Raw genomic sequence first — 20,876 nt, 5'->3', positions numbered from 1 at the left:
GCGTAATGTCCTCTTGACTTGCCGCCGGCCGGTGGCGGGCGCACGAAGGGGGAGCCGGTGCTGGGTCGGATGCGGGTGATGGTGGGCGTGGCGGTGTCGCTTTCGGTGGCGCTGGTGGCGTGCGGGCCGGAGAAGGAGAAGGAGTGGACGGGAGCGGAGCCTTCGAAGGGGTCCGCGGCCGAGGCCGCGCGGTTCGCGCCGTTGGTGCGGCTGGCCAAGGGGGAGTCGCTGTTGCCGATGGACGCGACGCGGTTCATCGGGCGGTCCGCGCTGCGCTTCGACCACGAGGGCTTCTGCCGTGACGAGGGGCCGGTGGCCGATCCGCCCGACCCGCGGCGGTTGGGGAGCAAGGACAATTCCTACCAGCACGCGGACGTGCAGCCGGGGAAGTCCTCGTCCAAGCCGGTGTCCTGCCCCGGACACGGGGACAAGTGGCATACCTCGACCGAGGCCGACGGCGGTTTCTATCTCGACCCGCCGAAGGAGGTGCGGAAGGGTGAGGGCACTGACGCGCCGGTCTACTGGGAGTACCACCACCACAAGACCGACCCGAAGCGCGCGGCGTACGTCTACTGGTTCTTCTACGCCTACAACAACCTGACCCCGGGCAACCGGCACGAGGGCGACTGGGAGCGCGTCGCGGTCCAATTGCGCGACGGCAAGCCGGAGGCGGTGACGTTCGCGAAGCACGGCAAGGACACGTGCGGCGTGAAGTGGTCGGAACTGGATCCGCGGGACGGGCATCCGACGGTGTACTCGGCGCGTGGTTCACACGGCTCCTATCCGACCGATAAGAACCAGTGGGTGAACGGCACGCTCGATCGGCCCTCGAAGGGCGGCGCCGAGTGGCGCACTTGGGAGCACGCCCGCCCTGTCGACCGCGAGCCCTGGTGGGGGTACGCCGGGTGGTGGGGGTCGCAGCAGCATGTGAGCGGATTCAACGGGCCGATGGGCCCGCGCCCGGGGCGTCTGCTGTCGGGCATCTTCACCAACGACAGCTGCGGGCCCGCCGACAAGCCGCCGACGGATCCGCCCAAGGACCAGCCCACAGAACAGCCCCCGGCCCAGCCCACGGATCAGCGCACAGAACAGCCCACGGGCCAGGCCGCGCCCAGGACGAAGGAAGGGGCGATCCGGCGGTACGAGGAGTATCTGCACGCCGTGGGCCGGGAGGACATCAAGACGGTCTGCGAGGTGGCCGGGCCCGCGGCGAAGCAGGCGGAGGACCAGGGGTTCGGTCCGTGCACGTCCACGTTCCTCGTCACGTTCCAGATGATCTCGCCTACGCAGAAGAAGGCTCTACAGACCGCGACGGTCGATCCGCGGAAGGTCATCGTACGAAGCCCTGACAAGTTCGACATACCGGCCGACGCCGTCAAGGCCTCCGTCACCTTCTCCGAAAACGAGATCGGGACCAGCACCCTGGAGTACCTGAAGGACGACTGGTACATCACTGACTGAGCGCGCGCGGCGCGGGTGCGTCATCTGGCGGCGCCCTGCGCCGAGAGCGTGCAGGGGATCTCCATCGTCACCATGGTGGGCCCGCCGGGAGGGCTGCTGACCGCGAGCACCCCGTCGAACGTGCCCAGCCGCCGCTCGACGCCGCTCAGCCCGCCGTCCGGGGTGATCTCCGCGCCGCCGCGGCCGTCGTCGGTCACGGTGATGCGCAGCATGCCGTCCTGGTGGTGGATGTCCAGCCACATCCGCGAGGCGCCCGCGTGCTTGGCCGCGTTGGTCAGCACCTCGCTGACCGCGAAGTACGCCGCCGACTCGACCGGTTCGTCGGGGCGGCCCGTGAGGTCCACGTCCACCTCCACCGGCACCGCCATCCGCAGCGCCAGCGCGCGCACCGCGTCCCCCAGGCCGCGCTCGGCCAGTACGGGCGGATGGATGCCGCGGACCAGGTCGCGCAGCTCGGCCAGGGCCTCGGCGGAGTTCGTACGGGCCGCGGCGAGCAGTTCCCTGGCCTTCGCCGGGTCCTTCTCGATCAGCGCCTCCACGGTGCCCAGGCTCATGCCCATCGCCACCAGCCGGGCCTGGGCGCCGTCGTGCAGATCGCGCTCGATGCGGCGCAGTTCGGCGGCGGAGGTGTCCACGGCGTCGTGCCGGGTCTCGGTGAGCCGCCGCACCCGCTGCTCGAGCGCCATATGCGGGGTCGGGTCCAGGAAGGAGCGCGCCAGCAGGAAGTGGCCGCGCAGCAGGACGGGGGAGAGGACCGAGCCGAGGGCGATGAAGCCGACGCCGACCGGGACGGCCAGCAGGGCGGTGCCCAGCGAGTCGATGGGCAGGAACGCGTACCAGTAGGTGCCGCCCGCGTCCACGATCGGCTGCCACACCCCGGCGGCCAGTACGAACCCCTCGAGCCCGTACGGCATGAAGACGAAGGCCAGCAGCGCGATGGTGTACCCGGCCGTCATATCGACCTGGAGCCACAGCAGATCGCGCCAGGTGGCCGGGTCCTTCAGCAGGAAGGTGCACAGCTCCACCTGCCCGGTGACCCCGGAGCGCCGATCGGCCGGCAGCGGGCGGTACGGCAGCTGGATCCGCACACCGGACCAGGCGGCGGCCAGCAGTCGGCGGTGATTGGCGTGCGCCCGCACCGCGCGGATCAGCGGAGGGGTGGTGAACACCCCGATGCCCAGCGGGATGAAGCTGATCGACAGGATCGTCAGCACGGACAGGGTGATCGACACCAGCGCGAGCCAGGAGACGGCGAACCCCCGTGCGCAGGCCGTCAGCGCTCCACGTGCCCTCATCCGGCTTCCCCCTCGCTGGTCGGAATGTCGTGCCCGCACCGGCGGGCCACTTCAGTGTGTCAGCGGCCTGCCGCCCGGACACGGGGGCCGGACCCCGTCCCGGGGTGTACCTGGCACCACCTCCCCGCCTCGCCCTATGGCTCGGCGATCGGGTGGCTGCCCGGCTGGGGCGCGGACCTGCGGATTTCTAGCGTCGTGGCATGACCTGTTCCGTCCGTACCTCACGGGGAGAGACGCCATGAGCGCAACGAGGAAGGGCCTGGCCGTGCGGCTGGGCGGGTGGTCCACCCGCCACCGCAAGACCGCGATCATCGGATGGCTGCTGTTCGTCGTGGTCGTCGCCGTGGTCGGGGGAGCGTCGGGGTCCCGGCAGATGACCAACTCCGAGAACAGTTCGGGCGATTCCGCGCGCGCCGAGAAGATCCTGGAGGACGCGGGCCTCCAGACCCCGGCCGGAGAGATGGTGATGCTGCGCAGCGACCGCCCGGACGGCTGGCGGGCCGCGGCCCGCGACCTCTCGGCGCGGCTGGAGCGGACCGGCGAGACGGTGCGCGTGCAGCCCCCGGTGCGCTCGGAGAACGGGCGGGAGGCACTGATCAGCTTTGAGATGAAGGGCGACCCGGACACGGCAGGGAAGCGGGTCGGGCCCGTCGTCGAGGCGGTGGAGAAGACCTCAGCGGTCCATCGGGGCGTGGTGGCCTACGAGTTCGGCGACGCCACCGCCCAGCATCGGCTCGACGACATGCTGACCGACGACTTCAAGAAGGCCGAGCTGACGGCCGTACCGCTGGCGCTGGGCATTCTGCTGGTGGTCTTCGGGGCGCTGGTGGCCGCGCTGCTGCCGGTGCTGCTCGCGGTGACCGCCTGCGTCGGCACCTTCGGACTGCTCGCCCTCGTCAGCCACCAGTTGCCCCTGTTCGACTCCACCAACTCGGTGATGTTCCTGGTGGGCCTGGCCGTCGGCGTCGACTACTCGCTGTTCTACCTGCGGCGGGAGCGCGATGAGCGGGCCGCGGGCCGGGACGCCGGGACCGCGCTGCGGATCGCGGCCGCCACCAGCGGCCGGGCGGTGCTGATCTCCGGGGTCACGGTCATGCTGGCGATGGCCGGGATGTTCCTGTCCGGGCTGATGCTGTTCCACGGCTTCGCGGTCGCCACCATCCTGGTCGTGCTGATGGCGATGCTCGGCTCGGTGACGGTGCTGCCCGCGATGCTGTCCTGGCTGGGCGACCGGGTCGACGCCGGGCGGGTGCCGCTGTTGAACCGACGCCGGAAGAAGGGCGTGCACGCCAGTGGTGGCCTCTCCGGCCGGCTGATGCGGCCCGTCCTGGCCAGGCCGAAGCTGTTCGCCGCCGTATCGGGCGCGCTGCTGCTGGTGCTGTGCGCCCCCGCCGTCGGGATGAAGACCGAACAGCTCGGCCTGGAGAAGCAGTTCGGCTCCGACGCCGCCATCACCGTGGCGTACCGGGAGATCACCGGCTCCTTCCCCGGCGGCCCCGCCCCGGCCGAGGTGGTGCTGCGCTCCGACGAGGTCGGCTCCGCCCGCTTCGACGCGGCCGTGGCGGACTTCAGGAAGGAGCTCGCCGCGTCCGGGCGGTTCGGGAAGACGGTCGACGTCGAGGCGCACCGTACGAAGGGGGTGGCCCGGATCGAGGTGCCGCTGGCCGGGGACGGTCAGGACGCCACCTCCCGGCGTGCCCTGGACACCCTCAAGGAGGACCTGGTGCCGACGATCCTCGGACCGGTCTCCGACCAGGTGTACGTCACCGGTGAGCTCGCCTCCAGCCGCGACTTCAACGACCAGCTGAAGACCGACATCGCACCGGTCTTCCTCTTCATCGCCGCCGTGACCTTCGTACTGATGCTGCTCTGCTTCCGGTCGCTGCCGATCGCGATCGTCTCGATCCTGCTCAACCTGCTGTCGGTGGGCGCCGCGTACGGCACGATGACCGCCGTCTTCCAGCACGGCTGGGGCGCGGAGTGGCTGGGGATGGAGCCGGCCGGGGCGATCGAGGGGTGGATGCCGCTGTTCGTCCTCGTCATCCTCTTCGGGCTGTCGATGGACTACCACGTGTTCGTGGTCTCGCGGATCCGGGAGGCCCATGAGCGGGGGCTCGCCACCCGGGACGCGATCCGCGAGGGCATCCGGACGACGGCGGGCTCGGTCACCGGGGCGGCCGCCATCATGGTCGCCGTGTTCGCGGTCTTCGCGCTGCTGCGGATGCAGGACATGCAGCAGATGGGCGTCGGGCTCGCGGTCGCGGTGCTGGTGGACGCCACGCTGGTGCGGATGGTGCTGCTGCCCTCGGTGATGGCGCTGCTCGGGGAGCGCAACTGGTATCTGCCGCGCGCCCTGCGCCGGCTGCCGAGCGTCGGCCACGGCGAGGAGCCGGTGGAGCGGCCGCGGCCGCCGCTGGTGGGGGCGGGCCGCTGAGGTCGCGGGTCCGCTGGGGTCCCCGGATCCGCACCGGACAACGCCCGCCGTGGCGGACAGGCTCCTGGCCTGCCCGGCACGGCGGGCGTTCGTTGGGTTGACGAGCGGGTCAGACGGTGGGCACGTACTTGTACCCCACCCGCCGCACCGTCACGATCGTCCCCCGGTGCTCGGGGCCCATCTTGCGGCGCAGCCGGGCCACATGGACATCGACGGTCCGGCCGTCGCCGACATGGCCGTACCCCCACACCGTGGTCACCAGCTGATCGCGGGTGTGCACCCGGTGCGGATGGGCGACGAGATGGCTCAGCAGCTCGAACTCGAGATACGTCAGGTCCAGCGGCCGCCCGGCGATCTCGGCGGTCCGCTGGTCGGGGTCTATCCGGATCAGCTCGTCCCCCGTCACCGCCGGAACCCCCTCCGGCGGCGGCCCCGCCGTCTCGGGTCCCTGCCGGTCGGCCGGGACCAGCACCAGATAGCCGACCATCGGCGGATGGCCGGGGAGCGCGGGCACGGTGTGCGGGGGAGCGGGCAGCCAGGTGGCGCCGGGGTGCAGCAGATCGGCCACCGGTGGCACCTCGTCCGGTGCGACGGCTCGCAACCGCTGGCGGCCGGGCGGGGCGGACGGGCTGGTCGGGGCCGCGGGAGCGGAGGCGGAGGCGGATGACAGGCCACGGAGGTTCGTCATGAGGTCAGCTCTTTCGCGCGAGAGGGCGTCAGTGGACGTCGTGCGCGCGGGCTGGGCGGCCGGACGGAGAGATCAGCGGCCGAGCGAGCGGGCCCGCGCATCGGATGCGCGGCAACACTCGCGGTCGAAGTGGTGGGCCTGCCGGGACGGCCAGAACGGCTCGAGGTCGTAACGACCCGTCGCGATGTCATGGAGGCTGGCCATGGCCCTATTGAAGCAGATACCGGGCCCGGGGGGCTCGGTCGTTGACCGGGAAGAGGTGCGACGATTCCCCGGTAAGAGGCCCCGCGCGGAGAGCTCCGCAGGCCGCCGCGTACCCCTTGAGGAGCGCAAGCCCATGCCGCACATCGTCGTCGAATACTCCGACACCCTGACCGACGCGTTCGACCGCCCCGGCTTCGGTGCCGCCCTGCACCCGGTGGTCGCCAAGACCGTCGACACGGCGGTGGCGGGCTGCAAGACCCGGTTCCGGCGGATAGAGGAGGCCCATCTCGCGGACGGCGCCGAGGACCTCGCCATGATCCATATCGAGGTGTCGATCCTGTCCGGGCGCGACGCGGAGACCAAGCGGGAGCTGTCCGCCGCGGTGGTGGAGGTGGCCCGCGCCCATGTGGCGCCGGTGCCGGGGCTGACCGTGCAGACCACTGTCGACGTGCGGGATCTGGACCGGGACTGCTACCAGAAGCACGAGGCGGTCCATCCCGCCTGACGGAGGCTTCATGGTGGCCGGGGGCGCACGATACACCTTCGAGGTCAAATCCGGCATCTACCTATATACCAAGGCGAGGCGCACAATGGGGGTGCGGTGTTTTTACCGCACTGTGCGGTCAGACTTGCATGGATCGAAGGAGGCGAGTCGAAATGGCCGACGTCTCACGTGCGAGAGGCGATATCACGGGCCACCCCGACGTATCCGAGATGCGGGAGCGCTACGCCCGCATGATGGATGCGCGGGACGTTGTCTTCCTCGACGGGCCGGTGCTTCTCGCCGGTCTGTACTTCGCCATCTCTCCCTGGGTGGTGCACTTCTCGGGCACCAGCCCCAACCTCATGGTCAACAACCTCATCCTCGGTATCACCATCGCCCTGCTGGGGCTCGGCCTCACCACGGCGCCGAGGAGGATGTACAGCCTGTGCTGGGCCATGTCCGCGATCGGTGTATGGATGATCATTTCCCCCTGGGTGGTCGCCCGGGGCGCCGATGCCGGGATGATCGCGAACAATGTCGTCGTGGGTGCCATCACCTGCCTGTTCGGCCTGATCGCAGCCGGCATGGTGATGCGGAAGGGCAGGGAGACAACCTGACCGGACGCTGAATCACCGAACCGTCTGGACAACGGCGAAGGCCGTCCACCGCATACCCTCCGGGGCCGTGCGGCGGACGGCCTTCGCACGTTGCCCGTGCGCCGGGTCTCAGCCGATCGGCTCGGGCAGCGGGACCACGTCGTAGGAGCATTCGATGGTCCGGCCGGTGGCCGGGTCGCCCAGCTCCACCCGCCAGTGCCCGGCGAACTGGTCCACGCCCTCGGCCATCGGGATGGTGCCGGAGATCAGCACGGTGCCGGGCACCAGGTCACCGCGTTCGCGCAGCACCTCGACCCAGTAGTCGGGCGGCAGCAGCTCGGCCAGGGTGCCGCTCTGCACCTCGGTCTCCTCACCGTCGTGAGTGACCCAGGCACGGAGCGTCAGATCGTCGAGGCGGGGCGCCACATCGGACAGCCGCCAGGCGCGGGTGGCCAGCACATCGGGGGCCGCGTTCTTGCTCCAGGCCACGCCGTGGACCTCCAGCTCCCGGTCGGTGTGGTCGCAGGCCGCCGTCAGCAGCAGCTCTCCGTCCGCGGCCACGACCAGCGCCCACTCGGCCTCGCCCGAGGTGCGGGCGTGCTGGACGCTGACGCGGCCGGTCTGCTGGGCCAGGTAGGGGGCGACCGGGTAGAGGGCGGGTGTCACGGAGGGCGCGGGCACGCCCAGCTCGGCGAGCTCGGCGACGTGGGCGGCCACGTCCTCCTGGCTGCGTCCCGCGTAGCCCGCGTTGAGCACCTGGACGACCTCCACGTGGTGCAGGGAGCCATCGGGGAGCTCGAAGGTGAGCGAGGACGGGGCGGACTGTGCTGCGGGCTGCGACGGCTTCGTTGTCATGGGTGCTGTGCTCTCCAGGGCGCGGTGGGGCTTGTGTGTGGGGGGCGGTGGGGCTTGTGGGGGCTTGGTGGGGCGATCTGCGCGGGTGACCGCGCTTTTCGCGGTTTCGAAGCGGTTAACTTCCTCCGGAGGGGTTGCGCATACGCTCGGTATACAAGAAGTATGCCGGAAGGTCGATCCGCGCAACCCCCACCCCTCGGATCACTGAGAAAACGCCACGTACCATCCCGTAAGCCTCATGCACCACCTCGAGGACGGAATATGCAGCCCACCGCATCGAGCGCACCGCCACCCCGGGCCGACCGGTCCGGGGTCCGCCGCGCCTTCGTCGCCAGCCTCACCGGCACCGCCCTGGAGTGGTACGACTTCGCCGTCTACTCCGCCGCCGCGGCCTTGGTCTTCGGCGATCTCTTCTTCCCCTCCAAGGACCCCACCACCGGCACCCTGCTGGCGTTCTCCACCTACGCCGTCGGCTATGTCTCCCGGCCGCTGGGCGGCTTCGTCTTCGGCCGGCTCGGCGATGTCATCGGCCGCAAGAAGGTGCTCATCGCGACGCTCGTGCTCATCGGCGGCGCCACACTGCTGATCGGGTTGCTGCCCACCTACGCCACGGTCGGCGTCGCGGCCCCGATCGCGCTGGTGCTGCTGCGCTTCGCGCAGGGTGTCGGCGTCGGCGGGGAGTGGGGCGGTGCGGTGCTGCTGTCCAGCGAGTTCGGCGATCCACGGCGGCGCGGCTTCTACGCCTCCGCCGCGCAGGTCGGCCCGCCGGCGGGCAATCTGCTGGCCAACGGCGTCCTGGCCGCGCTGGGCGCGGCGCTGACGGAGGACCAGTTCAACAGCTGGGGCTGGCGGGTGGCGTTCCTGCTCTCCGGGCTCCTGGTGGTGTTCGGTCTGTGGATCCGCGCCAAGCTGGAGGAGACCCCGGTCTTCAAGGCGATGGAGGCCGCGCAGGACCGCCCGGAGGCGCCGCTGCGCGAGGTGTTCACCACCCAGCCGAGGGCGCTGACCGCCGCGATCCTCAGCCGGGTCGCCCCCGATGTGCTGTACGCGATGTTCACCGTCTTCGTGCTCACCTACGCCACCGAGGAACTCGACATGTCACGCGGCTCGGCGCTCACCGCCGTGCTGATCGGCTCCTCGCTCCAGATCGTGCTCATTCCGCTGGCCGGGGCGCTCTCGGACCGGGTCAATCGGCGGCTGCTGTACGGGGGCGCCGCCGTGGCCGCCGGGGTCTGGCCGTTCCTGTTCTTCTCGCTGGTCGCGGACGGCAGTTGGGCGCTGCTCACCCTCGGGGTGGTCGGCGCGCTGGTGATCCACTCGCTGATGTACGGGCCGCAGGCGGCCTTCATCGCCGAGCAGTTCTCCCCGCGGCTGCGCTACACCGGCTCCTCGCTCGCCTACACCCTCGCCGGGATCATCGGTGGCGCGATCGCGCCGCTGCTCTTCACCACGCTGCTCGGGGCCTATCACGCCTGGGTGCCGCTGGCCGTCTACATCGCGATCACCGCGGTGGTCACGGTGGCAGGCCTCTGGCTGGGCCGGAACCCGTCCGCCGCCGAGGAGGAGGAGCCGGAGCCGCTTCCCGTCGGCCCCACCGCCTCCACGACCGTGTCCTGACCGCGGTCCCGCCCCGTTCCGTTCCGCCCTGTCCCGCCCCGTCCCGTCTTCCTCGCCTCGCCTCGCGGAGCTGTAAAGCGGGCCGTACCGGGGAAGGGGCGGGACGGGGCCGCGTACGCTGCCGGGATCACGAACCCCGGCCGCACTCCGCCCCTCCCGACCTGGACATACCGCACTCCGACCGTCCGACCCCCCAACGCTCCGACCCTCCGACCCTCCGACCAGGAAATGAGGCAGCACCCGCCATGCCCCTCCGCATCGCACTGAGCCAGATCACCACCGGTCCGGACCCGGCGTCGAACCTCGCCCTGCTGCGTGAGGAGACCCAGCGGGCGGCGGCCGCCGGGGCGCGTCTGGTCGCCTTCCCGGAGGCGGCCATGGCCTGCTTCGGCACCCGGCTCGGCCCCATCGCCGAACCGCTGGACGGCCCCTGGGCCACCGAGGTCCGGAAGATCGCGAAGGACGCCGGGCTGGTGGTGGTGGCCGGGATGTTCACCCCGGCGCCCGACGGCCGGGTGACCAACACCCTGCTGGCCACCGGCCCGGGAGTGGAGACCTCCTACGACAAGATCCATCTGTATGACGCCTTCGGCTTCGCCGAGTCCAAGACCGTGGCCCCGGGCTCCGAGGTGGTGACCTTCGACCTGGACGGCGTCCGGGTCGGCCTGGCCACCTGCTACGACGTACGGTTCCCCGAGCTCTTCCGGGCCCACGCCGACGCGGGCGCGGTGCTCTCCCTGCTGCCCGCCTCCTGGGGCGCGGGGCCCGGTAAGCGCGAGCAGTGGGAGCTGCTGACCCGGGCGCGGGCGCTGGACGCCACCGTATGGCTGGCGGCCGTGGGCCAGGCCGACCCGGAGGCGTCGGGCCTGACCGCCGCGGCCTCCGCCCCCACCGGTATCGGCCACAGCGCCCTGATCGGCCCCGACGGCACCGTGCGGGAGCGGCTGGACGCGGGGCCCGGGCTGTTGGTGGGGGAGGTGGACACCGAGGAGGTCACCGCGGTGCGCCGCACGGTCTCCGTCCTGGCCAACCGCAAGCTGGGCGTACGGCCATGAGCGAGGTCGGGCGTGAGGCCGGGCGTACGGCCATGAGCGAGGCCGGGCGTACGGCCATGAGCGGCACCGCCGGGGCCAAGCCGGAGCATGAGTTCCATCTGCCCGCCGGGCCCTGGCGGCGGCCGCCGGGCGCGGCCGCGGGGGTCAGCGAACAGATCCTGGCCGCGGACGGGAGCGGCACCCACACCACCGCCCTGGTGCGCTGGGAACCGGGGACGGACACCTCCCCGTCCGGCGTGGTCCGCCATGACGGCTGGGAGGAGGTCTATCTCCTCGAGGGCAGCATGCGCGATCTGACCCTGGGGGAGACCTTCTCGCGCGGCTTCTACGCCTGTCGGCCGCCGGGGATGCCACATGGCCCCTGGGTCTCCGAGGAGGGCGTCACCATGCTGGTGATCACCTACCCGGAGGCGACGACCGGACGGTGACTCACCCCGGGCGGTGGTTCACACCCGGATGGCGGCTCACTCCGGGCGGTGGCTGCGCTCCCGGGTGGTGGTTCACCCGGCGAGCAGCACCTTCAGCGTCGATCCCAGATGGGCGCTGATCGCCGTGCGGGCCGCCTCCGGGTCCCCGGAGGCCACCGCGTCCAGGATCGCCCGGTGCTCGCCGAGCACCTCCTCCTGGCGGCCGGTCTGGGTGTACAGGGCCACCACCCCGGCCCGGATCTGGCGGCTGCGCAGCCCGTCGTAGTGCCGGTTGAGGAGTTCATTGCCCACCGCGGCGACCATGGTCGCGTGGAAGAGATGGTCGACGGCGATGAACTCCTTGGCCTGCTCCGGCCCCATCAGCTCGCGCTGCCGCTCCAGCAGCTCCGTCAGCTTCCCGACCGGCACCGTGCCCGCCTCGATGGTCCGCTCGGCGGCATGGCGCTCGACGATCCCGCGCAGCTCCATCAGCTCGGTGATCTCCCGGCCGGAGAGCGGGGCGATATGCGCACCCCGTTTGGGGACCAGCTGGACCAGATCCTCGGCCGCCAGCAGGAGAAGGGCCTCACGGATCGGGGTCCGGGAGATGCCGATCCGGTCGGCGATCTCCTGCTCGGTGAGGAACCTGCCCTGCATGTCGGGATCGGTCAGCACGGTCTCCTTGAGGAACGCGTACGCCTTTTCTCGTCCGGACTGCGCTGGCACTGGGCCCCCATGCTGCTTCGCATACAACTCGTATACGAAAATTATCACGGACCGGTGGCGGCGTAGGGGAGGCCGGGTGTCCAGGAGCCGTGGATGCCCCGGCTTCGCTCATCGCGCGCCCTCCTCGCCGCTCCGGCGGGCGTCCTCGTCCGGGACCAGGACCACCTTTCCGGCGACGGTGCCGGACTCGGCCAGCCGCATCGCCTTCGCTGCGTCGGAAAGCGGAATCCTCGCCGCCACCAGCGCGGTGAACTCGCCCTTCGCCATCAGCGCCAGCACCTCTCCCAGATCGGCGCGGACCCGCCCCTGGAAGGCGGCAAGGCGCCGCCGCCCGGCCCAGAGGTTGAAGAAGTGCGCCCGCCGTCCGTTCGGCAGCAGGTTCCACAGGGCCAGCCGGGCGAACAGCTTGAGCACCGGGGCCCGGGACGAGCCGGGGACGTCCCGGGTGGCCGCCGTGCCGTAGGAGACCAGCGTGCCGCCGCGGGCGAGCAGCCGGAAGGAGTCCACGATGCCCTCGCCGCCGATGTGGTCGAAAACCGCGTCGACCCCGCCGGGCGCCAACTCCCGCACCCGGGCGGGCAGATCCGGGTCGCGGTAGTCGAGCGGGATGGCGCCGAGGGTGTGCACCGCGTCGTGATGGCGGGGTGAGGCGGTGCCGATGACCTTGATGCCCGAGTGGCGGGCGAGCTGGACCAGGGTGGTGCCCACCCCGCCGTTGGCCCCATGGACCAGCACGGTCATCCCGGGGCGCACCTTGGCCACGCGGTGGAGCATCTGCCAGGCCGTGATCCCGTTGACCACCACCGTCTCGGCCTCCGCCGCGTCCACCCCCTCGGGGACCTCCACCAGGTCGCCCGCGTCGACGAGGGCGTGGCTGGCCCAGCCGCCGATCTTCGTGAGCGCCGCGAACCGCCGCCCCCGCAGGGCCGGATCCACCCCGGGGCCGGTCGAGACCACCGTGCCCACCAGGTCATAGCCGGGGACGAAGGGGAACGGCGGCTGGTCGTAGTACTTCCCGCGGCGCATCTGCTGCTCCGCGAAGGAGACCCCCGACGCCTCGACGGCCACCAGCGCCTGCCCGGGACCGGGCTCGGGCCGCGGACGGGTGCGCAGCTCGAGCCCTTCGGGCTCCACCTGACCTGGCAGAACGACTTCGGTGAGCATGGCTGACCTCGTTTCGGGATGAGAAGTCCTCGCGGTTGTGAGAACTTCTAACCAAACAATGAACCTGTTACTCTCGAAGTGTCAAGCCCGAATTTCGAAGACCCGCACAGGAGGCGCGTCCATGGCGACAGCACGGCGAGAGCGCTACCGCAAACAGACCCGGGAGGAGGCCAAGGCCGTGGCCCTGGCCCAGCTGGCCGAGTCGGGCACGGCGGGCATCTCGGTGAACGCGATCGCGAAGGCGATGGGAATGACCGGCCCCGCGCTCTACCGCTATTTCGCCAGCCGGGACGAGCTGCTGACCGAGCTGATCACCGACACCTACCGCGATCTGGCCGAAACCCTCGCCCAGGCCGTCGCCGTCGCCGCCCCCGCCGACCGCTTCCGTGCCATGGCCCGCGCCATGCGCGACTGGGCGAAGCGTCAGCCGGACCGCTATCTGCTCATCTACGGCACCCCGGTGCCCGGTTACCACGCGCCGCCGGAGACCGCCGAGATCGCGGCCGGGATGATGCGGACCATCTTCGACGCCTGCTCCACCGTCGGCGATGCCGATTCCGGCACCGCGCGCGGCGCCACCGCGAGCCACGGGCAGCAGCCCCTCACCGAGCTCGAGGCCGCGCTGGCGCGCCATCTCGAGGGCGTGGGCTCCTGGGTGCCCGGCGAGGAGCCCGACGGTGAGCTGAAGGGCCGTGCGCTGCGCACCTGGACCCGGCTCCACGGCGTGATCAGCCTTGATGTGCAAGGCCAGTTCACGGGCATGGGCTTCGATCCCTCGGTGCTCTTCGAGGCCGAGATCGACGCCCTGGTGCGGGGCGGCTGAGGCCCCCGGGTCCGGGCTGCCCGCCCGGCGGCTCCGGCGGCCCCGGCGCACACTGGAAGGACACCGGAGTGCGACGGGGAGCGGAGGCGGCGATGGAGCAGGGCGAGTTCGATGTGGTCGTGGAGATACCCGAGGGGTCCCGCAACAAGTACGAGATGGATCACGAGACCGGCCGGATCCGGCTGGACCGGATGCTGTTCACCTCGACGAAGTACCCGGCCGACTACGGCTATGTCGACCACACCCTCGGCCGGGACGGCGATCCGCTGGACGCCCTGGTCACCGTCGCCGAGCCGACCTTCCCCGGCTGTGTGATCCTCTGCCGGGCCATCGGCATGTACTGCATGCGCGACGAGCAGGGCCCGGACGAGAAGATCCTCTGCGTCCCGGCCCATGACCCGCGCTACGTCGGCGTGCAGGACATCGACGACGTCCCCGAATTCGACCGCATGGAGATCACCCATTTCTTCGAGGTCTACAAGGACCTCGAGCCCGGCAAGTCCGTCGAGGGCTCCCACTGGGAGGGCCGCGACCGGGCCTACGCCGAGATAGCCGCCTCCCGCGCCCGCGCGGCCGAAACCGGCCGGCCCCTGAGCCCCTGAGCGGGGCCGACGCTCAGGGCGACGCCTCGCGCGGCGCCGGCACCGCACGGTCGTTCTCCGGCACCCCGCGGTCGTTCCCCGAGACTCCACGGTCGTTCTCCGGCACCCCGCGGTCGTTCTGTAGCTCCCACAGCTCCCGGAACAGCCCGGGCGACCCCGTCAGCTCGGTGAAGGTGCCCTGCTGGATCACCCGCCCCCGCTCCAGCACCACGATCCGGTCCGCCACCGCCACGTTCGCCAGCCGGTGCGTCACCAGGACCACCGCGCGGTCCTCCGCCATCCGCCGCAGCCCCGCGAAGATCCGGTGCTCGGCGCGGGCGTCCAGCGCGCTGGTGGGCTCGTCCATCACCAGCAGCCCCGCGGGCCGGTGGAACGCGCGGGCCAGCGCGATGCGCTGCCACTGCCCGCCGGACAGCTCCACCCCGCCCCACCACTGCCGGGCCAGCAGGGTGTCAAGACCGCTGCGCAGCCCGTCCACCACCTCATGCGCCCCGGAGTGCACCGCCGCCTCCCGGACCCGCTCGTCCCCGCCGTGCGGCTGGCCCAGGGTGATGTTGTCGCGTGCGGACAGCGGCCAGTGCGCGTAGTCCTGCGGAACGACCGCCGTATGCCGCCACATCGCCTGCGGATCCAGCTCCGCCACGCCCACGCCGTCCCAGGTCACCATGCCCTTGGTGGGCAGATAGAGCCCGGTCAGCAGCTTGCTCAGGGTGGTCTTGCCCGAGCCGTTCTCCCCGACCAGCGCGAGCACCTCGCCCCGCCGCACCTCCAGCGTGACCTCGTCCAGGGCCGGGGCGTCGGACTCCGGATAGGCGTACGTCAGCCCCTCGGCCCTGATGACCCGCGGCGCCGCCGGGGCCAGGGCGCCGCGCCGCATCCGGTGCCCGCCCGCCTCCTCGATGAACTCCGCCCAGTCGTCCAGATACAGCCCCGTACGGAACAGCCGCGTCCCGTAGCCGACCATCCCCTGGAGCGAGGCGCCGACCGTCCGCAGCGCGAACACCGCCGTGCCCGCCGACGCCACCGACATCTGCCCCGCGCCCAGCAGCAGCGCCAGCGACGCCCAGACCAGCCCGGACGCCAGCCCTCCGGCCAGCGCCCCCAGCACCGCGTACCGCGCGCCCCGGTGCACCGCCTTGTCGGTGGCCGTGTCCACCCGCGCCCCGATGGCCCGGTACCGCTTCAGCAGAAACTCCGCCATGGTGCCGGAACGGAGCTGATCGGCGATGTCCTTGTCCACCATGTACCAGCGCAGGAGCCCCAGCGTGCGCCGGTCCGCGCTGATCGCACGGCTGGTCTCGTAGTGCACCCGGGCCGCCTTCATCCCCGCGATCCCCTGCGGCAGCGCGGCCAGCAGCAACAGCGGCAGCAGCGCCGGATGCAGCACGGTGACCACGCCCGCCGCCGCGATCAGCGAGGAGAGACACGCCATGAGCTGCTGCGACTCGGTGATCAGATCCCGCGCCACCTCGGCGCCCCGGTCCGCCGCGTCCCACTTGTCGTTGAACCCGGGGTTGTCGTACGCCGCCAGTTCGGCGTTGATCGCCGCGTCCAGCATCTGGGTCTCGGCCTCCCGGGAGATCCGCGGGGAGAGCCGGCTGGAGATGTTGTTGACCGCGATCCCCAGCAGCGCCCGCAGCCCGGCCGCCCCCGCCAGCACCGCGATCGAGGGCAGCGCGTCCCGGAGCCGGTCGGTGATGTGGCCGGACGAGATGAGCGCCGTGATCGTGCCGGTGGTGGCCAGCAGCCCGAAGGCCTCGAAGAACCCCGACAGCGCCTGGCACACCAGCAGCGCCACCACCGCCTTGCGGTCCACCTTCCAGGCCAACCCCAGGGAGCGGCGCACCAGTTGGGGCAGTCGGCGGGCCATGGCCCGGGTGGTGACGGGACGCTTCTCCAAGGCCATCAGCGTGGGCGACCGGAACCGTAACTCCTCGCCGGGCCGCTCGACCGCCGGTTCCGGTGGCTGTTCCGCCTGCTTCGTGGTTCGAGACGTCACAAATCCCCCCTGAGGGTGCGTTTTCCCTTCGGTATGCCTCAGACTGCCGCAGACCGGGACCCGGGCGCCCGGGGTTTACGGCGAGGTCCACCGATCGGGGAGCGCGTCCGGTGGGTCACGCGACCGGGAAAAGCGCTGGAGCCGCGCGCCGCTCGCGTGCTTCGATGCGCTTCATGGTGTCCATCGACCGCCTTCTCGCCTTCGCGGCCATGTCCTTCCTGCTGATCGTGATCCCCGGTCCGAGCGTGCTCTTCGTGGTCGGCCGGGCGCTGGCCCAGGGCCGCCGCGCCGCGCTGACCACGGTCGTCGGCAATACGCTCGGGGCGTACGCACTGGTCGTGGCCGTGGCGCTGGGCGTCGGGTCGGTGGTGGAGCGCTCGGTGCTCGTCTTCACCGCGCTGAAGCTGGTGGGCGCCGCGTATCTGGTGTACCTGGGGGTCAAGGCGGTGCGGCAGCGCCGCTCGCTACAGGCCGCCTTCACCGGCGACGGCCCCGCCCACGGGGGTCTGCGCACGCTGTGGGAGGGGTTCGCGGTCGGTGTGGCCAACCCCAAGACGATCGTGTTCTTCGCGGCCGTACTGCCCCAGTTCGTCGACCGCGAGCAGGGGCATGTCGTACCGCAGATGCTGCTGCTCGGGCTGGTCTTCAACGCCATCGCGGTGATCTCCGACAGCGTCTGGGGCCTGGCCGCGGCCACCGCCCGCACCTGGTTCGCCCGCTCCCCGCGGCGGCTCGCCATGGTCGGCGGCGTCGGCGGACTCTCGATGATCGGCCTCGGCGTCACCGTCGCCGCGACCGGCCGCGCGGACTAAGCGGATCGGTGGAAGTCGGCCGCGGTTCGGTGGCGCCCCGAAGGGGCGCGGGGCCGTGCCGATGTGCGGCTCCGCCGCGCGGGCGCGATCAGCCACGACGGCGCCGCAGACGATCGACGGCAGGTCGGGGCACTTCCAGCGAAGCGCTTAGTCCCGTATGGACTCCGTCCGCGCCCTGCCACCCCCGGCGCTCTGCCCGGCCGGCGATCACTTCCTCTGACGACACACCCACCATGCGCCCCGCGTGCGCGGGCAGTTGACGGCCGGGCACACGCGCCGTGCATGGGGCGGGAGGTGCGCTGGGGGAGGGGGTGGGCGCTGCGCCGTATGGGGTAATTCGGGTGCGTATCCATGGTGTTGGCGGCGTGTCGCGTGCCTACTGGTGCTACAGACCGGTGGGTTTCCCAGCTGCCGGGGGACGGCGAGACGCGCATCCCGCGTCGAAACGCCGTAAGCGCGCACCCCCCAACTCCTGATGCGCCACCACGCGCCGCGGTCACAGCCCCGCGTGGCGAGCAACGGCCCACCACCCCACCCCACTTGGAGGGCCATCATGGCTTCACCCACGATCACCCTGGTCACGGCGGCACCGAACCCCGCCGTGAACGGGCAGTCCGTCACGCTCACCGCCACCGTGATACCGGTCGGCGTCGGAACGCCCACGGGCACCGTCACCTTCGTGGTCAGCGGCGGTCCCACCCTGACCGGGACGCTGTCCGGCGGGACCGCCTCGGTCACCGCGAGCGGTCTGACAGTCGGCACCCACATCGTCACCGCCACCTACAACGGCGACGCCAACTTCACCCCGTCCACCGGCACCACGGCCGTCGTCGTGATCCAGGCGTCCACGACCACATCGGTGACGTCGGCGCCTGACCCCTCGACGCTGGGGCAGCCGGTCACGTTCACCGCCACGGTCACCCCGGTCGCGCCCGGCGCGGGCGTCCCGACCGGCACGGTCACCTTCATCATCAGCGGCAGCGGGGGCGGCACGTTCACCCAGTCGCTGTCGGGCGGCATGGCCACGATCACCCTCAGCACCCTCGGCGTCGGCGCCCACACCGTGGTCGCCGTCTACAGCGGCGACGCCACCTTCCTGCCGTCCACCGGCACCGACACCCACACCGTGAACCCCGGGCCCGCGGCCACGACCACGACGCTGATGTCCTCGGTGAACCCGTCCGTGTTCGGGCAGCCGGTGACCTTCACCGCCACGGTCACGCCGAACGCGCCCGCCACCGGCGTCCCGACCGGCACGGTCACCTTCGTGATCAGCGGCAGCGGGGGCGGTTCGTTCACCCAGCCCCTCTCGGGTGGCACGGCGACGTTCACCACCAGCGGCCTGGGCACGGGGTCGCACACCGTGACGGCCAACTACAGCGGTGACGCCAACTTCGCCGCGTCGTCGTCGGCGACCCTGACGCAGCTGGTGAACCTGGCGGTGTCGAGGACCTCGATCAGCTCCAACCCCAACCCGGCCCAGGCGGGCACGGAGATCGACTTCGTCGCCTTCGTGGAGGCGCTCCCGCCCGGCGACGGCACCCCGACGGGCACGGTCACCTTCACCCTGACCGATGGTGCCGTCATCGAGATCGAGGCGCCCGTGGACGCCTTCGGATTCGCCTTCGTCACCGTGGGACTGACGGCGGGCGAGTGGGACGTCAGCGCGGTCTACTCGGGCGACGCCAATTTCGGAGCCTCGGGCGTCTCCGAGTACACGCAGACCGTCACCGAAGCCCAGGTCACGACCACGGCCTGAGCACACAGCGCTGAGCCCCGCCACTGCCCGAGAGGGGCGGTGGCGGGGCCCGGCCATGCCGCGCCGAGGGACATACCGGCGCATATCTGCCCCTTATGCGGGTAAATGCGAAGTGTGTCCAGCAAGACGCCACGATGGGGCACGCTCCTGCTGGCCGTCCTCGTCGCCCTGACGGCGGTGCTGCTCACCGCCGGGGGCGCGCATGCCGAAACGGATGTGAACAAGATCGGCAAGGCGCTGCGCAGCAGCCCCGTCTACGTCGATCCCGGCGCCTCCGACGCCCTGAGCGCCGGGCAGGCCCGCGCCCTGGTGGCACACATCCGCACCGCTGATGTGCCGGTCTACGTGGCCGTTCTGCCGGACAACCCCGCGTACGGCGGAGAGCGCGTCTTCGGGCGGCTGCGTGCCGCCGTCGACCGCCCCGGCGTCTACGCGGTGGCGCTCGGCTCCTCCTTCGGGGCGGCCTCCGACACCTCGGTGCTGCCCGGAAGCACCTCGCGGGCGCTGGCGGAGCGGAACCTGCGGCAGCATCCGCACGACCTCGCCGCCGTTCTGAACGGCTTCGTGACCGACACGGCCACCGCGATCCACGATCGGACCGGCCAGGGGTCCGGCGGCGACCAGGGGTCCGGCGGCGACCAGGGCGCGCGGGGCTCCACCCTGTCGACGGGGGACGCGGTGGCGGTGCTGATCGTCCTGGCCGCCGTCGGCGCAAGCGGCCTGTACCTGGTGCGGCGCACCCGCAAGCAGCGCCGCGAGCGCGAACGGGCCGCGCTGGAGCAGGTGCGCGGCGCGGTCGAGGAGGACATCACCGCGTACGGCGAGAAGCTCGGCGGGACCCGCTTCGACCCCGCCGACCCGGCGTCCACCCCCGAGATGGCGGACGACTACGGCCGCGCCCTGGACGCCTACGAGGAGGCGAAGGCCAGGTCCGCCGCCGCCCGGCGGCCCGAGGACGTACGGCCGGTGACCGAGGCGCTGGAGGAGGGCCGCTTCGCGCTGGCGGTGCTCGAAGCCCGCCGCGAGGGCGGCCCGCTGCCCCAGCGGCGCCCTCCGTGCTTCTTCGACCCGCGCCACGGCCCCTCGGTCCGTGACGTCCCGTGGGCGCCCCCGGGCGGCACCCAGCGCTCCGTCCCCGCCTGCGCCGCGGACGCCACCCGCGTCGACGACGGCCGCTACCCGGACGCCCGCACCGTCCCGGTCGGCGGCGACCGGCGCCGCCCGTACTGGGACGCCGGTCCGGCCTACGGGCCCTGGGCGAGCGGCTACTTCGGCGGCTACGGCTCGATGCTGCTGCCCGGGCTGCTGGTCGGCACGCTGCTCGGCGGGTCCCTCGGCCCGGACTACGGGAACGGAGCGTTCGACGGCGGCTTCGGCGACGGCGGGAACGGCGGCGACTCCGGCGGTGGCTTCGACGACGGCGGTTTCGGCGGCGGCTTCGGCGACGGCGGTGGCTTCGACGGCGGCTTCGGGGGAGGCTTCGGCGACGGCTGACCCCCGCGCCGGCACACCGCACCGGGGCGACCCGGCACCCGCCCCGTGCTGCTCCGGCACACCGCGCAGGGACACCCCGGCACCCGCCCCATGCTGCGCGGTGCGTACGCGGTGCCCCGACCACGGAGAACGTGCGCCGCACCGGGCGGATGGTGTGCGCGGGGAAGGCCGCCGAGCGCTGCGCTATCCGGGGTAATTCGGCGGCACAACTCTGGCGGCCGACGGCGAGTCGCGCGCCTACTGGTGCTACAGACCGGTGGGTTCCACATCTGCCGGGGGACGGCGGCGCGGGATGCCCCCGCGTGGATCGCCGTATGCGCGCACCCCCTGACCGCCGATGCGCCGCCGCGCCTCGTTCCCGCATGCGTGGCGAGTAACGGCCCACCACCCCACACCACTTG

Annotated in this window: 19 protein-coding genes; 12 read left to right on the top strand and 7 right to left on the bottom strand. The window is 71.9% G+C overall.

Annotation, left to right across the window (positions count from 1 at the left end; translation table 11 throughout):
• The first annotated feature begins 57 nt into the window (after positions 1–57).
• Positions 58–1,461 (top strand): PT domain-containing protein, encoded by a 1,404-nt coding sequence (locus ACT2CW_RS17120; RefSeq protein WP_445517165.1) that lies wholly within the window; start codon positions 58–60, stop codon positions 1,459–1,461.
• Between the two features lie 20 nt (positions 1,462–1,481).
• On the opposite strand, the gene ACT2CW_RS17115 is transcribed toward ACT2CW_RS17120, so the two are convergent.
• Positions 1,482–2,756 (bottom strand): sensor histidine kinase, encoded by a 1,275-nt coding sequence (locus ACT2CW_RS17115; RefSeq protein WP_445517164.1) that lies wholly within the window; start codon positions 2,754–2,756, stop codon positions 1,482–1,484.
• Between the two features lie 238 nt (positions 2,757–2,994).
• Here ACT2CW_RS17115 and ACT2CW_RS17110 point away from each other — a divergent pair, with 238 nt between their 5' ends.
• Positions 2,995–5,190 (top strand): MMPL family transporter, encoded by a 2,196-nt coding sequence (locus tag ACT2CW_RS17110; protein WP_445517163.1) that lies wholly within the window; start codon positions 2,995–2,997, stop codon positions 5,188–5,190.
• A 109-nt stretch (positions 5,191–5,299) separates the two neighbouring features.
• On the opposite strand, the gene ACT2CW_RS17105 is transcribed toward ACT2CW_RS17110, so the two are convergent.
• Both ACT2CW_RS17105 and ACT2CW_RS17100 read right to left on the bottom strand, forming a co-directional pair.
• Positions 5,300–5,878, bottom strand: a complete 579-nt coding sequence (locus ACT2CW_RS17105) for a winged helix-turn-helix domain-containing protein (protein ID WP_445517162.1) — start codon at positions 5,876–5,878, stop codon at positions 5,300–5,302.
• A 72-nt stretch (positions 5,879–5,950) separates the two neighbouring features.
• Positions 5,951–6,082, bottom strand: coding sequence for a hypothetical protein (locus ACT2CW_RS17100; RefSeq protein WP_256649896.1), 132 nt, complete (start codon positions 6,080–6,082; stop codon positions 5,951–5,953).
• A gap of 133 nt (positions 6,083–6,215) precedes the next feature.
• Between ACT2CW_RS17100 and ACT2CW_RS17095 the strand changes: the two genes are divergently transcribed.
• Together ACT2CW_RS17095 and ACT2CW_RS17090 are read left to right on the top strand one after the other, a co-directional pair.
• Entirely contained in the window at positions 6,216–6,587 is a 372-nt protein-coding gene (locus tag ACT2CW_RS17095; protein WP_182468872.1) for a 5-carboxymethyl-2-hydroxymuconate Delta-isomerase, read from the top strand.
• Positions 6,588–6,739: 152 nt separating this feature from the next.
• Positions 6,740–7,183 (top strand): SPW repeat protein, encoded by a 444-nt coding sequence (locus ACT2CW_RS17090; protein ID WP_138911020.1) that lies wholly within the window; start codon positions 6,740–6,742, stop codon positions 7,181–7,183.
• Positions 7,184–7,291: 108 nt separating this feature from the next.
• Here the strand turns inward: ACT2CW_RS17090 and ACT2CW_RS17085 are convergent, their stop codons facing one another.
• Positions 7,292–8,017, bottom strand: a complete 726-nt coding sequence (locus tag ACT2CW_RS17085; protein WP_414083197.1) for a DUF2848 domain-containing protein — start codon at positions 8,015–8,017, stop codon at positions 7,292–7,294.
• A gap of 261 nt (positions 8,018–8,278) precedes the next feature.
• Here ACT2CW_RS17085 and ACT2CW_RS17080 point away from each other — a divergent pair, with 261 nt between their 5' ends.
• The 3 genes from ACT2CW_RS17080 to ACT2CW_RS17070 all read left to right on the top strand — a co-directional run bounded on the left by ACT2CW_RS17080 (position 8,279) and on the right by ACT2CW_RS17070 (position 11,117).
• Positions 8,279–9,634 carry an MFS transporter gene (locus ACT2CW_RS17080; protein WP_445517161.1) on the top strand — a complete coding sequence of 452 codons (1,356 nt, stop codon included), beginning with the start codon at positions 8,279–8,281 and terminating at the stop codon, positions 9,632–9,634.
• Positions 9,635–9,879: 245 nt separating this feature from the next.
• Positions 9,880–10,689, top strand: coding sequence for a carbon-nitrogen hydrolase family protein (locus ACT2CW_RS17075; protein WP_445517160.1), 810 nt, complete (start codon positions 9,880–9,882; stop codon positions 10,687–10,689).
• Between the two features lie 56 nt (positions 10,690–10,745).
• Positions 10,746–11,117, top strand: coding sequence for a cupin domain-containing protein (locus ACT2CW_RS17070; RefSeq protein ID WP_445517374.1), 372 nt, complete (start codon positions 10,746–10,748; stop codon positions 11,115–11,117).
• A 72-nt stretch (positions 11,118–11,189) separates the two neighbouring features.
• On the opposite strand, the gene ACT2CW_RS17065 is transcribed toward ACT2CW_RS17070, so the two are convergent.
• Both ACT2CW_RS17065 and ACT2CW_RS17060 read right to left on the bottom strand, forming a co-directional pair.
• A complete protein-coding gene (locus ACT2CW_RS17065) occupies positions 11,190–11,822 on the bottom strand; it encodes a GntR family transcriptional regulator (protein WP_086886036.1) in 633 nt (210 codons plus the stop codon).
• Positions 11,823–11,930: 108 nt separating this feature from the next.
• The gene (locus tag ACT2CW_RS17060) at positions 11,931–12,986 is read right to left on the bottom strand and encodes a medium chain dehydrogenase/reductase family protein (RefSeq protein WP_445517159.1); all 1,056 of its coding nucleotides are present in this window, start codon (positions 12,984–12,986) and stop codon (positions 11,931–11,933) included.
• Between the two features lie 121 nt (positions 12,987–13,107).
• On the opposite strand from ACT2CW_RS17060, the gene ACT2CW_RS17055 reads away from it, so the two are divergent.
• Entirely contained in the window at positions 13,108–13,809 is a 702-nt protein-coding gene (locus ACT2CW_RS17055; protein WP_445517158.1) for a TetR/AcrR family transcriptional regulator, read from the top strand.
• Positions 13,810–13,901: 92 nt separating this feature from the next.
• Entirely contained in the window at positions 13,902–14,411 is a 510-nt protein-coding gene (locus ACT2CW_RS17050) for an inorganic diphosphatase (protein ID WP_445517373.1), read from the top strand.
• A 13-nt stretch (positions 14,412–14,424) separates the two neighbouring features.
• On the opposite strand, the gene ACT2CW_RS17045 is transcribed toward ACT2CW_RS17050, so the two are convergent.
• On the bottom strand, positions 14,425–16,317 hold the full coding sequence (locus ACT2CW_RS17045; RefSeq protein ID WP_445517372.1) for an ABC transporter ATP-binding protein: 1,893 nt from the start codon (positions 16,315–16,317) through the stop codon (positions 14,425–14,427).
• Positions 16,318–16,583: 266 nt separating this feature from the next.
• Here ACT2CW_RS17045 and ACT2CW_RS17040 point away from each other — a divergent pair, with 266 nt between their 5' ends.
• The 3 genes from ACT2CW_RS17040 to ACT2CW_RS17030 all read left to right on the top strand — a co-directional run bounded on the left by ACT2CW_RS17040 (position 16,584) and on the right by ACT2CW_RS17030 (position 20,475).
• The gene (locus ACT2CW_RS17040; protein WP_020871966.1) at positions 16,584–17,222 is read left to right on the top strand and encodes a LysE family translocator; all 639 of its coding nucleotides are present in this window, start codon (positions 16,584–16,586) and stop codon (positions 17,220–17,222) included.
• Positions 17,223–17,775: 553 nt separating this feature from the next.
• Positions 17,776–18,981, top strand: coding sequence for an Ig-like domain-containing protein (locus ACT2CW_RS17035; protein WP_164432651.1), 1,206 nt, complete (start codon positions 17,776–17,778; stop codon positions 18,979–18,981).
• A gap of 105 nt (positions 18,982–19,086) precedes the next feature.
• Complete coding sequence (locus ACT2CW_RS17030; protein ID WP_445517157.1) at positions 19,087–20,475, top strand: hypothetical protein; 1,389 nt, start codon at positions 19,087–19,089, stop codon at positions 20,473–20,475.
• Positions 20,476–20,876: the final 401 nt, after the last annotated feature.

This window comes from Streptomyces sp. NEAU-174 (genome assembly GCF_052665095.1).
The sequence above is the reverse complement of the archived record's forward strand: the minus strand, read 5'-3'. Positions and strand labels throughout refer to the sequence as shown.

Excerpts from the sequence above, each read along its gene's own strand:
- ACT2CW_RS17115 (WP_445517164.1), bottom strand. The coding sequence starts at position 2,756 with ATGAGGGCACGTGGAGCGCTGACGGCCTGCGCACGGGGGTTCGCCGTC.
- ACT2CW_RS17110 (WP_445517163.1), top strand. The coding sequence starts at position 2,995 with ATGAGCGCAACGAGGAAGGGCCTGGCCGTGCGGCTGGGCGGGTGGTCC.
- ACT2CW_RS17105 (WP_445517162.1), bottom strand. The coding sequence starts at position 5,878 with ATGACGAACCTCCGTGGCCTGTCATCCGCCTCCGCCTCCGCTCCCGCG.
- ACT2CW_RS17100 (WP_256649896.1), bottom strand. The coding sequence starts at position 6,082 with ATGGCCAGCCTCCATGACATCGCGACGGGTCGTTACGACCTCGAGCCG.
- ACT2CW_RS17095 (WP_182468872.1), top strand. The coding sequence starts at position 6,216 with ATGCCGCACATCGTCGTCGAATACTCCGACACCCTGACCGACGCGTTC.
- ACT2CW_RS17090 (WP_138911020.1), top strand. The coding sequence starts at position 6,740 with ATGGCCGACGTCTCACGTGCGAGAGGCGATATCACGGGCCACCCCGAC.
- ACT2CW_RS17085 (WP_414083197.1), bottom strand. The coding sequence starts at position 8,017 with ATGACAACGAAGCCGTCGCAGCCCGCAGCACAGTCCGCCCCGTCCTCG.
- ACT2CW_RS17080 (WP_445517161.1), top strand. The coding sequence starts at position 8,279 with ATGCAGCCCACCGCATCGAGCGCACCGCCACCCCGGGCCGACCGGTCC.
- ACT2CW_RS17075 (WP_445517160.1), top strand. The coding sequence starts at position 9,880 with ATGCCCCTCCGCATCGCACTGAGCCAGATCACCACCGGTCCGGACCCG.
- ACT2CW_RS17070 (WP_445517374.1), top strand. The coding sequence starts at position 10,746 with ATGAGCGGCACCGCCGGGGCCAAGCCGGAGCATGAGTTCCATCTGCCC.
- ACT2CW_RS17060 (WP_445517159.1), bottom strand. The coding sequence starts at position 12,986 with ATGCTCACCGAAGTCGTTCTGCCAGGTCAGGTGGAGCCCGAAGGGCTC.
- ACT2CW_RS17055 (WP_445517158.1), top strand. The coding sequence starts at position 13,108 with ATGGCGACAGCACGGCGAGAGCGCTACCGCAAACAGACCCGGGAGGAG.
- ACT2CW_RS17050 (WP_445517373.1), top strand. The coding sequence starts at position 13,902 with ATGGAGCAGGGCGAGTTCGATGTGGTCGTGGAGATACCCGAGGGGTCC.
- ACT2CW_RS17045 (WP_445517372.1), bottom strand. The coding sequence starts at position 16,317 with ATGGCCTTGGAGAAGCGTCCCGTCACCACCCGGGCCATGGCCCGCCGA.
- ACT2CW_RS17040 (WP_020871966.1), top strand. The coding sequence starts at position 16,584 with ATGGTGTCCATCGACCGCCTTCTCGCCTTCGCGGCCATGTCCTTCCTG.
- ACT2CW_RS17035 (WP_164432651.1), top strand. The coding sequence starts at position 17,776 with ATGGCTTCACCCACGATCACCCTGGTCACGGCGGCACCGAACCCCGCC.
- ACT2CW_RS17030 (WP_445517157.1), top strand. The coding sequence starts at position 19,087 with ATGCGAAGTGTGTCCAGCAAGACGCCACGATGGGGCACGCTCCTGCTG.